The sequence below is a fragment of the Dehalococcoidia bacterium genome, from assembly GCA_030018455.1.
Taxonomy (GTDB): domain Bacteria; phylum Chloroflexota; class Dehalococcoidia; order DSTF01; family JALHUB01; genus JASEFU01.
In genome coordinates, this window is record JASEFU010000001.1 from 449,820 (window position 1) to 463,593 (window position 13,774).

Below are 13,774 nucleotides of genomic sequence, written 5' to 3' on the forward strand. Positions count from 1 at the left end.
TTGATAGCCTTGCTCTCTCGCTTTCTCCCTTGCGGCGCTGCTAGAATGCCACTTAGATGACTTTGGGGATCTGTTTGTGAGTCCTGCCGAACGATCACTTTTCATCGTGTTCACCGGCCACGGCAAAGGAAAGACGACGGCGGCGCTGGGCGTGCTCCTGCGCGCCTGGGGACACGGTCTGCGCGTGGCCATGATATCCTTCGTTAAGGCAAAGTCCGGCAACTGGGGCGAACAGAAGGCGGCGCGCAAGATGGGTGTGGAGGTCATCGCCAGCGGGCGCGGCTTCACCTGGTTGTCGAAGGACTTGCAGGAAGACAAGACGCTCGCCGAAGACGGCTGGCGGCTGGCACAGGAAAGAATATCTTCCGGTCTGTACGACGCCGTCATCCTCGACGAGCTCACGTACCCGCTGTCCTACGGCTGGCTGCCCCTGCCGGAAGTGATTGACTTCCTGGTCAACCGACCGAGAGGCGTTAGTATTATCGTCACCGGTCGCGACGCGCCGCAGCCCCTTATCGATGCCGCCGACCTCGTCACCGAAATGCGGGAGGTGAAGCATCCGTTCGAGGCGGGCGTTAAGGCGTTGCCCGGCATCGACTTCTGACGTGGCGCTCTCCCTGCCGGCGGACGCTGTCAGCATCCTCACTCGGGGGCGCGAAGGATGATACCCGTCGGCGATTCCGTCAGGTCGCGCACTTTTCCCTACGTGAACCTCGCTATCATCGCGCTCAACTTCCTCGTCTTTTTCTATGAGGTCGCTCTCCCCGAGATGAGCCGGAACGAGTTCCTCTGCGACTGGGGCGCTATTCCGCGCGAGATCCGCGATTACGTTGCGCCGCCGCCCGAGCCGGAGCTGGCGATCGGGCCGTGCGGCCTGTACACTTCCGACGCCGGCGCGGGGGTGCTGTTGCGTCCGTTTACCGCCATGTTCATGCACGCCGGCTGGCTGCACATACTCAGCAACATGCTCTTCCTCTGGATCTTCGGCGACAACGTGGAAGATTCCCTTGGCCACGTGAAGTATCTCCTCTTCTACCTTCTTGCCGGGCTCGGCGCCGCCGCCGCTCACACGCTCCTTAACCTGAACGATCTGTTACCCGCGGTCGGCGCGAGCGGCGCCATCGCAGGGGTGATGGGGGCCTACCTGGTGCTCTATCCCAGGGCAAACATCGCCGTGCTCATACCCTGGCTGATAATGCTGGGCGCTTTCTACGTGCCCGCCGTGTTCCTGATCGGGCTTTGGTTCCTGCTGCAATTGTTCAGCGGCGTGGCCGCTATCGGCACGGCGACGGGTGGCACCGGGGGCGTCGCGTGGTGGGCGCATGTGGGCGGCTTCGTGACGGGGATGCTGCTAGTCACTCTTTTCAACCCGCGGAGACGCGGCTATTATCAGCCGCCGCCGCGTCGACGACGCGATTTCTGGGATGAAGACGACGAAGATTTCTTTCGCGGCCTCTAGCGCTGCGACGTCACGATGGAGATGGCTGGCGCTGCATGTGGCTGCGACGTGTGGCGCCGCAAGCGCCGGAGGCGCTTAGAGGCTGCCGCCAGAGGCGGCAGCCTCGCCCGCTTCGCGGGCGCGGCGCCACCAACAGACGGATCGCTCCGTGCGCCTGCCGGGCGCGGCGCCACCAAGAGGCAAGCCGATTCGTCCTCCCGTCTGACGCGTCGATCGCCCAATCGACGCCGGCCGGACGTTCCCGCGCCATCAATTAGCGCTACGGCAGCTCCCACTCCTGCAGCCGCGCCTGCAGCGTCAGTTCCTCGCCGTCCCGCACCACGTGCAGCGTAACAGTGTCCCCCACGTTCTTCGACTCAATGTAGCCGGCGAGCTCCTCGAACGTGTCCACCTCAGTGTCGTCGATGCGGACGATGATGTCGCCGCCCGGCGGAGCCGCGAGAGGATCGGAGGGGACCGCCCCGCTCGCGCCCCGTACGCCGGCCTGCGCCGCCGCGCCGCCCGGGTCCACCTCCACAACGTAGACGCCCCTATCGACGGACAGATCGAGCGTCTCGGCGAGGCCCGGCGTCACCGTGCGTCCGGCGATGCCCAGGCGCGGATGCGTGACCCTCTCGCCGGCGCGGAGCTGCGGTAGGAAACGTTGCGCGGTGTTTATGGGTATGGCGAAACCGATGCCGATGAACACGTTCTCTCCCGTCGGGTTCTCGATCGCCGTGTTTATGCCGATCACTTCCCCTTCGAAATTGACGAGCGGACCACCCGAGTTGCCGGGATTGATTGCGGCGTCGGTCTGGAGAAGCTCCCGGATCGGACGCTGCCCCGTCTGGCTGAGCGTGCGGTCGCGGCCGCTGATTATCCCCTGCGTCACGGTGCCCTCCAGCCCGAAGGGGTTGCCGATTGCGAGCACAGGCTCGCCGATAACCACGGCATCGGAATCGCCCAGCGGCGCCGGCCTGATCAGGTCGCTTGGAATGCCCGCGCGGATCAGCGCGATGTCATTGCCGGGATCAGTCCCTACCACTTCCGCCTCAGCGGTCGTGCCGTCGGCCAGCGTTACCTGTATGCGTGCGGCGTTCGCGATGACGTGGTAATTCGTGAGGATGTTCCCCTCCTCATCGATCATGAACCCGGAGCCCAGACCCTCGGTGGCGCCGAAGATGCCGCGCGCGCCGGTAGTGACTATCTGGACGACGGATGGACGCAACCTCTCGTAGATCTGAACCGGGTCGCCCGCGGGCTGTCCGTCGCCGCCGTCGCCATCTTCCGGCGTGGCCACCTGTGTGGGGGCCGGCGTCTCCTCCTCCTGCTGCTGCGCCCCTGAGTCCGACTCGCAGCCCACGATGACGGTGACCGTGAGGGCCACCGCCAGGGCCACCACCACGACGATAAGAAAATTAGTCAGCCAGATGCTCTTTCTCATGACGTTTCAACCTTCCTTTGCGGCGCCGGTGGCCGCTTTTCCCATCTTCGCTGTGAAATAAGCGATGTTGCTGGGGAGAGTATGCCTGAGAAACATTAAAGAGAGATTAGAGATGGACGATCGGCCTCTTCACCTGAAGCGGTAGTAATCGACGCGGCCGCGGACCGCGGCATCGAGCTGGGCGCTCAGCTCCTCGACGAAACCGCCCATCATCCGCGACATCAACATGGCGCGGAGGCCGCGCTTCGGCCGCACATACGTCACCCTTCGCGGCGCCTTGCCCAACTGCATCGCGAGCTCGATGGCGGCGTCGAGGTCACCCAGTTCATCGACGAGGCCCAGCTCCTTTGCCTTCGTCGCCGTGAACATCTCGCCCGTCGCCAGCTTTCGCACGCGATCCTCGCTCATGTCGCGCCCCTTCGCGACGGCGGCGATAAAGTGATCGTAAAGCTCATCCAGAAGCGCCTGCTCCTTCTCCCTCTCCTCCTTCGTCGGCTCCCGCAGCGGCGACCACATGTCCTTGAGCCGGCCGCTCTTCGTGATCGACACCTTGACACCGATGCGGTGCAGCAGCTCGTAGAGCAGCGGCCGCGCCGATATCGCCCCTATGGAGCCGACGAGCGCCGTGGGCACGGCGATTATCTTCGTCGCGGCGCAGCTTACCATGTAGGCGCCGGAAGCGCCCGCGCCACGAATAAAGGCGATGACCGGCTTCTTCTCCGCCAGCTTCCTCACCGAGCGGTAGAGGTAGTCGGAGGCGGTGGCCGAGCCGCCGGGCGAATCGATATCGAGGATGACGGCGCGGACGGCGGCATTCTCCGCGAGCGACTGGAGGGAGCGGACGTACTCGGCTGTGCGCGAAGGCGACCCTATGGCGCCGAACAGCTCGAAGACGGCGATGCGGTGCGGGTTGAAGAGGCGTCCCAGCATCTTCTCGCTTCCCTCGCTCAAACGCTCTTTCTATTTACGTTATCGCACGGGATTAGCGCTGTCCATATCAGGGAAATGACAAAACGGTGCGGGCGGCCGGTCAACGGACAGGAAACGGACAAACGGATGCGCGAGCGGCTGCGAATGAGTCAACACATTAAAGCTCCCAGCCCCGGATCGTCGTACCGCGCCCGCAGGTACGGTGGCTGCCGCGCGACCTGGTGGTCCTGCAGCTCGCCCGTGAACCTGTAGGGGTTCGCAGACGTGCCAGTGCGCGACTTCACGGCCCCAAAGGCGTCACAGGTGTACGTGTCCGTCACGTTGCCGCCCGCATCCGTCAGCCCCGCCTGCCTGCCGGTAGGAAGGTCGTCGAGCCGAGGCCGTCGTAGAGGAAGTAGCTGCTCGCACCATTATTATCGGTCGCAAACAGTAAATCCAGCCCATAGACGTAGCTCGTGGTCGCGTCATTCAGCGCACTTGCGGGGCTGATCGGCAGACGGATGGACAGATTGTCCCTGTTCACCGCGGATGCTAACATGAACATCGCTATTACTCCCTGGTGACCGGTTTGTCTCCGCAAAGAGTCTCGCTGCGCGTGCCTGCCACCTCGGCTAACCTCGGGCCGGGCTTCGATTGCCTCGCCCTCGCCCTCGACCTGTGGGCCGAGTTCACCCTCGAGGCAAACGACTCACCTTTTCCCGCGCCCGAAGACCCGCTCCTCGCCATGGTGCTGGACGCCGCGAGCGCCTGGTACGCCGCCCACGATGAGGAGCCGCCGAAGGGCCTTGCGGCGGCCTGGCAGGGCGGCATCCCCGTCGCCCGCGGCCTCGGGGCCAGCGCCTGCGCCCGCGCCGCCGGACTCGTGGGGGCGAACGCCCTCTCCGGCCGCCCCGTCGACCTCGAAGCGGTGCTGACGCTCGGCTCGAGGCTGGAGGGCCACGCCGACAACATGGCCCCCGCCCTCTTCGGCGGGTTGCAGGTGGTCGTGATCGATGGCGATGTCACACTGCACGCCCCCGTCCGTCTGCCGCCGGGAATCCGCGTCGTCCTCCTCGTCCCCGATCAGCCCATGCCCACCGACGAGAGCCGGCGGGCCCTGCCCTTACAGGTGTCGCGCGAGGATGCCGTTCATAACATCGGGCGGGCGTGTCTGCTTGTGAGCGCGCTGGCCGCAGGCCGCCTCGACCTGCTGGCTGCCGCCACCGACGACCGCCTCCACCAGCCGGTGCGGTCGCGGCTGCTGCCCGGCATGTACGAGGTCATCACGGCTGCCCGCGAAGCCGGCGCCCTCTGCGCCTATCTCTCCGGCGGCGGCTCGACCATCGCCGCATGGACGATGGGAAATCAGGAGAAGATCGCGCAGGCCATGCTCCAGGCGGCGCAGGCGGCAGGCACGGCCGGCAAGACGATGTTCACCGCGCCAACCCAGAGCGGCGTCCAAATACTAAGAACAGAATAGGTGAAGACAATGGGCATCATCGTCCAGAAGTACGGCGGCAGCTCGCTGGCCGACGGCGAAAAGATCAAGAACGTCGCCCGCCGTGTCGCCGCTCGCAAAGAGCAGGGCAATGAGATGGTTGTCGTCGTCTCCGCCATGGGCAAGACGACCGACCAGTTGATCGAACTTGCGCACGAGATCACCGACTCGCCGGAGGACCGCGAAATGGACGTGCTGATGTCCACCGGCGAGACCGTCTCCAGCACCCTCATGGTAATGGCGCTGCACAGCCTGGGCCACGACGCCATAAGCCTCAGCGGCGGGCAGGCCGGCATCCGCACCGATAAGGTGCACCGCAAGGCGCGCATCCTCGCCATCGACCCCAGGCGCGTGCACCAGGAGGTAGAGAAGGGACGCGTGGTCATCGTCGCCGGCTTCCAGGGTCTGACGCAGGACGCCGACGAGGACATCACCACCCTCGGCCGCGGCGGCTCCGATACGACGGCGGTGGCTCTGGCCGCCGCTCTTAAAGCGGACGCTTGCGAGATCTACACAGACGTCGAGGGCGTGTACAGCGCCGACCCGCGAATCGTTCCCGAGGCCCGCAAGCTCGACGAGATAAGCTACGAAGAGATGCTGGAGCTGGCGAGCGTCGGCGCCAAAGTCATGCACTCGCGGGCGGTCGAGCTGGGCCAAGTCTACGACATGCCGATCCTCGTCGCCTCCAGCTTCAAGGAGGCGCCGGGCACCCTAATTCACGGAGGTGTTTCTGTGGAGCAGTTCAAGAAGGTCCGCGGCATCGCCCACGACCTCGATGTCGCCAAACTGACCATCCGCGGCGTGCCCGACAGGCCCGGCATCGCCGCCGCTATCTTCGAGCCGCTGGCCGACGCTCACATTTCCGTCGACACCATCGTCCAGAACGCCAGCGAGGACAACCTCACCGACGTGACGTTCACGATATCGCGCGGCGATCTGCGGCGGGCGGTGCCCATAGTTGAAGCGACCGCGAAGGAGATACACGCGCGCGAGGTGGTGGCCGACGACGCCCTCGGGAAAGTAAGCATCGTCGGCACGGGAATGCAGAGCGGCCCCGGCTACGCGGCCCTCATGTTCCGCACCCTTCACGAGAAGGGGATCAACATCGAGATGATCTCGACCAGCGAGATACGTATCACCTGCATCATTCGCGAGGACCGCGTGAAGGACGCCGTGCGGGCGCTACACAAAGCATTCGCCCTCGAGACCGGCGAGTAGCACCGCGACCGGCGGGGAAACTCGGATCATTCCGCAGGCATCACGCCGGGAAGCTGATACGTGCCATCCAGGACGGTGGGCTCGGGAAGAAAGATGCGCATGATGAGCACAAAGCTTCCCGCGGGGGTGGGCAACCAGTTCGACTCGCGACCCGGCGGTGGGCTCTGCTGCAGGTAGATGTCGAGCGACCCGTCCGCGTTAAGCTGCAGGCCCGGCGTGCGGTCGCCGATCGCGTACACTTTGGCGGGGTTCTCGACCAGGAACATGTCGGGCCCGTACAAAGTTAGAGACCAGAACGCCTTCGCCGGCGGAAGCTCGCCCGCATCGAAATGCAACACGTAGTCGCGGGCGCCCGAGTAAGCCTCTCCATTTGCGTCTTCCCGTGACGAGAAGTACATTGCTTCCTCGCGGATGTTTGCGCCCCAGCCTGACTCGGCGATGGCGGCGCGGAGGAGGAAGTCGTCGCCGTAGCGTCCGAGGTCGCGGGCAGTATTCCAACCGTTGACGCTGATTGTCGATGAGGCGATCTCCTCCTTGATGCGCCTCGCTCCGTCGGTGACGCCCTTTTCGAGGGCGGCGCGCTCTTCCGGCGTCCCGTCCGCCGCGGGGTGAAGGCCGGGGCCGACGCCGATAGCCGCGAACCGCTCCAGCGCGGCGCGGTCCGCTTCGCTTGTCGGCGGGTTCACAGCCAGAATATCGCCCAGCTCATCGAAGAACGCCGCGCCTGCCTCCGCGACCTGCTGCGGGGCGCCCGGAGCAGTGCCCAGTGAGGATGGGGCGGGAACCGGCTGGCCGGGCGTCAGCGGCTCAAGGCGTACCTGCGCCATGACGTCGTGCGCGGCAGCGAGATCGTCGGCGCCGGACACGAGGAACCGGCCCAGGAGGAATACCAGCGGAGTCGGCGCGCTGATCAGCTCGCTACCGGCAGGCAGCTCGCCGTCCCACCCCGGCGGCGCGATCACCCACGACCCGGCCTCGCCCCCGGTGGCGCGGGCGCCGACGTACGCGAATGCCTCCGTGTAGATGTCGAGGAACTGGAAGGCGTAGTAGCGGTCGCGGATCTCCGGGACCGTCAGCACAAGAGGGCCATTGCGCAGGTCGATCATTGCCACGTCGTACAGCGTGTCGACGTTGGGCGCGACGACAGACCGGCTTGTCGGATCGGACAACTGCTTCTGTGGGAAGAGCTGGTTCACGCCCGTGGCCGGCGCGAGCGTCTGCATGGTGCGCATCGTCACCACGGCCGGCATGCCCCACACGTAAGCGTCGGCTGCGATTGCCGCTGCGTCCTGCGGCGCAGTCGTGCTTTCCGCCGGCGGCGTAGGCGAAGACGCAGGCGCAGACTCGTCCTCCCCTTCGCAGGCAGACGCCAAAACCGCCGTCGTAAGCAGCAGCCAGAACGCCCCGTGCATGCATCTTCGAACCTGACGGAATGCCATGGCAATCTACTCCTTTTCGCTGGCTTACCACTCATCGGCGCGGCTTCCGGCATTATGCCATCCGCCGAGTGCGCGCTCAACAGCAGCTCGGCTAGGGTCCGCAATCCGGGGACAGTCGGGAGAGCAGCATCGAGAAAGGCGTGATTGTGAGGACGTGTTCCGCGGCGGCGTCTCCCGGACAACCCGCCGGGTTACTCGCGTAAGAAGCCGGCGATAAAATGAGCGCGGGCCCGGGGGAACCCCCGGTCCCGCGAAGTCCTGTCTGGAGGGATAAAGCCGGCGCTGGTCCGCTACTCGAAACGCGACCAGTCTACCCCTTCGAGCCCCACGGCCTCGACGCCGGCGAGGCCCGGCACCTCTTCCACCAGTATGCGCTCGATCCCCATCTTGAGGGTAATCTGGCTCATCGGGCAGCCGCCGCACGCGCCCTCGAGCTGGACGCGGGCGATGTTATCGGGCGTTACCTCGACGAGACTGACGTCGCCGCCGTGCGATTGCAGCGAGGGGCGTATGAGTTCGAGTATCTCCTCGACCCTGGTCTTAAGCTCTTCTGCCACCTTCATCTCCGATCCTTGCCTGACTTCCCCTTCAGGCTAACATGCCGTCTTGGCGGGCGTCAAACAGCGAACGTCGGGCCCGCGCCAAAAACGGCGGCACTGAACATAAGAAGCGCGTGGTGAGCCGCGGGCGCTGGTATAATGCAGACGGCCACACCCATGTTCGCGCACCTGCACGTCCACACCGAATTCAGCCTGCTCGACGGCCTCGCCCGCATCCCCCAACTCATGCAGCGCGCCCGCGAGCTCGGCCAGGAGGCCATCGCCCTAACCGACCACGGCGCCCTCTACGCCGCCATCGACTTCTACAAGCAGGCGCGCGCCTGCGGCATCAAGCCTGTGATCGGCGTCGAGGCGTACGTCGCCCCTGATTCCCGCTTTAACCGCGACCCGAAAGAGAAGCGGCCGTACCATCTCACTCTCCTCTGCCGCAACATGACCGGCTATCGCAACCTCCTTACGCTGGTGACGAAAGCGAACCTTGAAGGCCACTACTACAAGCCGCGGATGGACAGGGAACTCTTCGAGCAGCACAGCGAAGGGATAATCGCGCTATCCGGCTGCCACGCCGCCGAGCTGCACCGCCTGCTCGTCGACGGACGCCGAGATGAAGCGCTGAAGACCGCCCTCTGGTACCGCGAGAGGTTCGACAACTTCTACCTCGAACTGCAGGAGCACAGCATGCCGGAGCTGACGGCTGTGAACCGCCAGCTCGTCGAGATATCGCGCGAGACCGGCATCCCCCTCATCGCCACTAACGACGTGCACTACGTCTACCAGGAGGACGCCCCAACGCACGATATCCTCCTCTGCATCGGCACGAACTCGTCCATACTTGACGACAAGCGCGTGCGCATGCCCGACGACTCCTACTACCTGAAATCGGAAGCCGAAATGCTCGCGCTCTTCCCCGACCTGCCGGAAGCGATCCAGAACAGCGCCCGCGTCGCCGACATGTGCGAGCTCGACCTCCGTTTCGGTGAGCTCCACCTGCCGGAAGCGGAGGTGCCGCCCGGCAAGACCGCCGACGGTTACCTGGCGGAGCTCGCCTACGCCGGCCTCGCCGAGCGCTACCCCCTCGGCTCCGACGACGCCCGCCGCCGCCTCGACTACGAGCTCGGCGTTGTGCGCGAGACCGGCTTCGCCAACTACATTCTCGTCGTGCGCGACTTCGCGGAGTTCGCCCGCGGACGCGGCATTGCCATGGGCGTGCGGGGCAGCGCCGCCGGCAGCATCATCCTTTACTGCCTCGGCATCACCGACATCGACCCGCTGGCGCACCGCCTCGTCTTCGAACGCTTCCTCAACGTCGAGCGGCGCGAGATGCCGGACATCGACATGGACTTCGCCGACGACCGCCGCGACGAGGTGATCCGCTACGTGGCCGAAAAGTACGGCTATGACCACGTAGCCCAGATAATCACCTTCGGAACGATGGGCGCTAAAGCCGCCATCCGCGATGTCGGGCGCGCCCTCGGCATGACCTACGCCGACGTCGACCGCATCGCCCGCCTGGTGCCCAACGCCCTCAACATGACGATCGACCGCGCCCTTTCCGAGAACGCGGAGATGCGCAGCGCCTACGAGCTCGACGACCAGGTGCGGCGCCTCGTCGATACGGCGCAGCGGCTCGAGGGGCTGGCCCGACACGCCAGCACCCACGCCGCCGGCGTCGTCATCTCCGGCGAGCCGCTGGTCGAGCACCTGCCGCTTCAGCGGCCCGTCCGGAGCGCCCGGCCCGTCGGGGAGCAGGGCGACGAAGGATCCATCCCCATGACCCAGTTCGCGATGGAGCACGTAGCGGAAATCGGCCTGCTGAAGATGGACTTCCTGGGGCTCGTGAACCTGACCATCCTCGGCGAGGCGGTGAGAATCATCCGCGAGGCGCGCGGCGTCGATGTTGACATAAAGCACCTGCCCGACGGCGATGCGAAGACCTACGAGATGCTTGCCGCCGGCGAGACGTTCGGCGTGTTCCAGCTCGAAGGGCCGGGGATGCGACGCTATATCCAGGAGCTCAAGCCCGCTTCCGTCGGCGAGCTGGCGGCGATGGTCGCTCTCTACCGCCCCGGCCCCATGCAGCACATCCCCACATACTGCCGCGCCAAGCATGGCCTCGAGCAGATCCATTACCCCCACCCCGATCTCGCCGACATCCTCGACGAGACCTACGGCGTCATCGTCTACCAGGACCAGGTGCTGCTGGTGGCGCAGAAGTTCGCGGGCTACTCGCTGGGCGAAGCCGACATCATGCGCAAGGCGATGGGCAAGAAGATACCGACGGTGATGCGCGCCGAGAAGGAGAGGTTCATCGCCGGCGCGCGCGAGCGGGGCTACAAAGAGCGCGACGCGCAGCAGATCTTCGATCTCATCGAGCCGTTCGCCGGCTACGCCTTCAACAAGGCGCACGCAGTCTCCTACGCCACGATCGCCTATCAGACCGCCTATCTCAAGGCCAACTATCCGGCAGAGTACATGACGGCCGTCCTCATGCTCGCCTCCGGCCACCCCAGCGGCGCGCAGGAGCGCGTCGCGGCCGCCGTCAGCGAGTGCGTGAAGCTCGGCATCCCCGTCCTCCCACCCGACGTCAACCACAGCGACGTCAACTTCAAGATCGAGGCGCAGGCCGACGGGCGGCAGGCAATCCGCTTCGGGCTGGCGGTGATCAAGAACGTCGGGCAGGGCGCCGTGGACGGCATCGTGGCGGCGCGCGAAGAGAAAGGGCCGTTCGCCTCCATCGAGGACTTCTGCCGCCGCGTGAACGTCAGAGGGCTCAACAAGCGCGCGCTCGAGAGCATGATCAAGGCCGGCGCGTTCGATTGCCTGGGCGACCGCCCGACACTGCTCGCCGGCGTGGACCGCGTGCTTTCGTTCGCGCAGCGCGAGCAGAAGATGCGGGAGTCCGGCCAGACGACGATGTTCGACCTCTTCGGCGAGACGGTGGAAGCGCCCCTTCCGATGCTGGAGCTGGAGCGGGCGGAGGTGTCGCGCACCGAGGTGCTGGAGTGGGAGAAGGAGGTGCTGGGCATATACGTTTCTGAGCACCCCTTCACCGGCGCCGCCGCCGACCTCGCTGCCCACGTCACCGCCGTTTGCAGCGAGGTCAACGCCGAGATGGCCGGCCGCGAGGCGGTGCTCGCCGGCGTCGTCGTCTCCACGCGCAACCTCTTCACCCGCGAAGGCAAGCTCTTCTGCGCCGCCACCATCGAAGACCTCTCGGGCAACGTCGAGGTCACGGTGTGGCCGGACACCTATGAGCAGACCCGCGACCTGTGGGCCGAGGGCAACATCCTCATCGTCCTCGTCCGCGTGCGGGAGCGCAACGAGCGGCTGCAAGTTAGCGTGCAGCAGGTGGCGCTCTACCAGGCGGGCGGGTCGGAGCCGCTGCTGCTCCCGGGCTGGGTGCAGAAGAACAGGGAAGCGGCGCCGGCAGCGCCTCGCCCGGTGGCCGCCTCAGCGCCAAGGGAGAAGGCGGCCCCTCCGGCGAAAGCGGAGGTTCCGCCGTCGTCCAACGAACGCCCGATTCGGCGGCTCGTCATCTCGCTGCGGGAAACGGAAGACGAAGCGGCGGACCGCGAGCGGCTGCTGGACCTGGTGCAGGCGCTGGTGGCCTTCCCGGGCGAGGACGAGGTACGGCTGCGCGTCCACACGCGTCACGGCGAGGAGGTGGAACTGGCCCTCCCCTCCGCGGCCTTCTGTGACGGCCTGCACACGAGCGTCGTCCGGGTCCTCGGCGAGTGGGGAGAAGCGCGGATCGAGGAGCATCACGCGGAGACTTCGCCCGGCGCTTCCTGACACTCGCTCTTGCAGAGTCCCCCGGCCCCTTGCGTCGAAACAGGGATTGGGTTATAAACCGCTTGCGCGAAGGACGGAATCAATCAGCAGCACTAGTGTAACTAGTAGAGGAGGATCCAACATGGGTGACAGGCTAAAGGGCAGGGTTGCCATCGTTACGGGAGCCGGCCGTGGGATCGGCCGCGGCGAGGCGCTGGCCCTGGCGTCGGAAGGCTGCAACGTCATCGTCAACGACATGGGCGCCGCCGTCGACGGCACCGGCGGAGAAGCCACCCCCGCGGAGCAGGTTGTCCAGGAGATCAAGGCAATGGGCTGTCAGGCCCTCGCCGACTACGGCAACGTGGTCGAGACGGAGACGGGCGAGCGCCTGGTGAAGATGGCGCTCGACAACTTCGGCCGGCTGGATATCGTCATCAACAACGCCGGCATCCTGCGCGACCGCATGCTCTTCAATATGACGCCGGAGGAGTGGGACGCCGTTATCGCCGTCCACCTGCGGGGCCACTTCAACCTCGCCCGGCCGGCTGCCGTCTACTTCCGGCAGGAGCGCAAAGGCGGCGTGATCATTAACACGTCGTCGACCTCCGGCCTCGGCAACCCGGGTCAGACGAACTACGCCGCCGCCAAGGAAGGCATCGTCGGCTTCACGCGCACTCTCGCGCGGGAGCTCGGCCGCTACGGCGTGCGCGCCAACGCCATCAGGCCGCAGGCCGCCACCCGCATGACCCTCAGCCCGGACATGAAGGCGCGGTTTGAGCGCGCGGGAGAGGCGGGCGCGAGGATGCTGGCAGAGATCGAGAAGCAGGTGCCGGAGCAGGTCGGCCCGATGGTCGCGTGGCTCTGCACCGACGAGGCGGCGAACGTAAACGGGCGCACCTTCCTCGTGCGCGCCGGCTTCATCGGCCTCTACTCGGAGCCGGAGATCATCGCGTCAATCGAGTCCGACACGGAGTGGACGGTCGACAACATCTCGGAGCGGATATCGGCCGTGACGGGCAATCTCGTGAACGAGTGGCCGGCCCAGCCGCCGAAGGAATAGAATAAGGAGAGGACGCCGTCAGAGGAGTGGGCGGCCTCGCTGCCCACTCCTCCTTGCTTTTGTCATGAAGTGGGTAGACCTGGCAACCGCGCCCGACCAGCTCACCGCCGAGATGTGGTGCGAGCTCCTCCGCAACGAGGGCATCCCGGCGATGGTGAAGCCGTCCGACGCCGTTTCCTTCCTGGGCGTGTCGATGACGGGTTCGCGGGTGATGGTGCCTGAGGAGCGCAGGGCGGAGGCGGCGGCAGTCCTGACGGAGCAGACCGGCGGCGAAGCCGAAATCGAACCGTAGGCGGAGAGCAGGGAGGCGCAGAGGGGAACTTCCTGGGTCTCTGGGTGTCCCCCAGAATGACTCAAGACGCTTGCGGGCGGGCGGGCGCGCCCGCCGGTAGGCGGGTGGGAAGACAAGCGCCGATGTTACAGCGACCACGCCGACG

General features: G+C 66.0%; 12 protein-coding genes. 7 read left to right on the top strand and 5 right to left on the bottom strand.

Annotated features, from left to right (window positions below):
* Window positions 1–76: 76 nt before the first annotated feature.
* Together cobO and QME71_02185 are read left to right on the top strand one after the other, a co-directional pair.
* On the top strand, window positions 77–604 hold the full coding sequence (cobO, locus tag QME71_02180) for a cob(I)yrinic acid a,c-diamide adenosyltransferase (GenBank protein MDI6857105.1): 528 nt from the start codon (window positions 77–79) through the stop codon (window positions 602–604).
* A 57-nt stretch (window positions 605–661) separates the two neighbouring features.
* Window positions 662–1,459, top strand: coding sequence for a rhomboid family intramembrane serine protease (locus QME71_02185; GenBank protein MDI6857106.1), 798 nt, complete (start codon window positions 662–664; stop codon window positions 1,457–1,459).
* 259 nt (window positions 1,460–1,718) lie between these two features.
* Here QME71_02185 and QME71_02190 read toward each other — a convergent pair whose 3' ends face one another.
* The 3 genes from QME71_02190 to QME71_02200 all read right to left on the bottom strand — a co-directional run bounded on the left by QME71_02190 (window position 1,719) and on the right by QME71_02200 (window position 4,356).
* Window positions 1,719–2,882 (bottom strand): trypsin-like peptidase domain-containing protein, encoded by a 1,164-nt coding sequence (locus QME71_02190; protein MDI6857107.1) that lies wholly within the window; start codon window positions 2,880–2,882, stop codon window positions 1,719–1,721.
* Between the two features lie 129 nt (window positions 2,883–3,011).
* Window positions 3,012–3,833: a signal peptide peptidase SppA gene (gene sppA / locus QME71_02195; GenBank protein MDI6857108.1), complete on the bottom strand. Its 822-nt coding sequence runs from the start codon at window positions 3,831–3,833 to the stop codon at window positions 3,012–3,014.
* A 316-nt stretch (window positions 3,834–4,149) separates the two neighbouring features.
* On the bottom strand, window positions 4,150–4,356 hold the full coding sequence (locus QME71_02200) for a hypothetical protein (protein MDI6857109.1): 207 nt from the start codon (window positions 4,354–4,356) through the stop codon (window positions 4,150–4,152).
* A 51-nt stretch (window positions 4,357–4,407) separates the two neighbouring features.
* Between QME71_02200 and thrB the strand changes: the two genes are divergently transcribed.
* Complete coding sequence (gene thrB / locus QME71_02205) at window positions 4,408–5,271, top strand: homoserine kinase (protein ID MDI6857110.1); 864 nt, start codon at window positions 4,408–4,410, stop codon at window positions 5,269–5,271.
* A gap of 9 nt (window positions 5,272–5,280) precedes the next feature.
* Window positions 5,281–6,507 (top strand): aspartate kinase, encoded by a 1,227-nt coding sequence (locus QME71_02210; GenBank protein MDI6857111.1) that lies wholly within the window; start codon window positions 5,281–5,283, stop codon window positions 6,505–6,507.
* A gap of 26 nt (window positions 6,508–6,533) precedes the next feature.
* Here QME71_02210 and QME71_02215 read toward each other — a convergent pair whose 3' ends face one another.
* Both QME71_02215 and QME71_02220 read right to left on the bottom strand, forming a co-directional pair.
* A complete protein-coding gene (locus tag QME71_02215; GenBank protein MDI6857112.1) occupies window positions 6,534–7,946 on the bottom strand; it encodes a DUF1254 domain-containing protein in 1,413 nt (470 codons plus the stop codon).
* Window positions 7,947–8,236: 290 nt separating this feature from the next.
* Entirely contained in the window at window positions 8,237–8,509 is a 273-nt protein-coding gene (locus QME71_02220) for a NifU family protein (protein MDI6857113.1), read from the bottom strand.
* Window positions 8,510–8,644: 135 nt separating this feature from the next.
* Between QME71_02220 and QME71_02225 the strand changes: the two genes are divergently transcribed.
* The 3 genes from QME71_02225 to QME71_02235 all read left to right on the top strand — a co-directional run bounded on the left by QME71_02225 (window position 8,645) and on the right by QME71_02235 (window position 13,629).
* On the top strand, window positions 8,645–12,298 hold the full coding sequence (locus tag QME71_02225; protein ID MDI6857114.1) for a DNA polymerase III subunit alpha: 3,654 nt from the start codon (window positions 8,645–8,647) through the stop codon (window positions 12,296–12,298).
* 121 nt (window positions 12,299–12,419) lie between these two features.
* Window positions 12,420–13,337: an SDR family oxidoreductase gene (locus tag QME71_02230; GenBank protein ID MDI6857115.1), complete on the top strand. Its 918-nt coding sequence runs from the start codon at window positions 12,420–12,422 to the stop codon at window positions 13,335–13,337.
* Between the two features lie 64 nt (window positions 13,338–13,401).
* Window positions 13,402–13,629 (top strand): DUF2007 domain-containing protein, encoded by a 228-nt coding sequence (locus QME71_02235; GenBank protein MDI6857116.1) that lies wholly within the window; start codon window positions 13,402–13,404, stop codon window positions 13,627–13,629.
* Window positions 13,630–13,774: the final 145 nt, after the last annotated feature.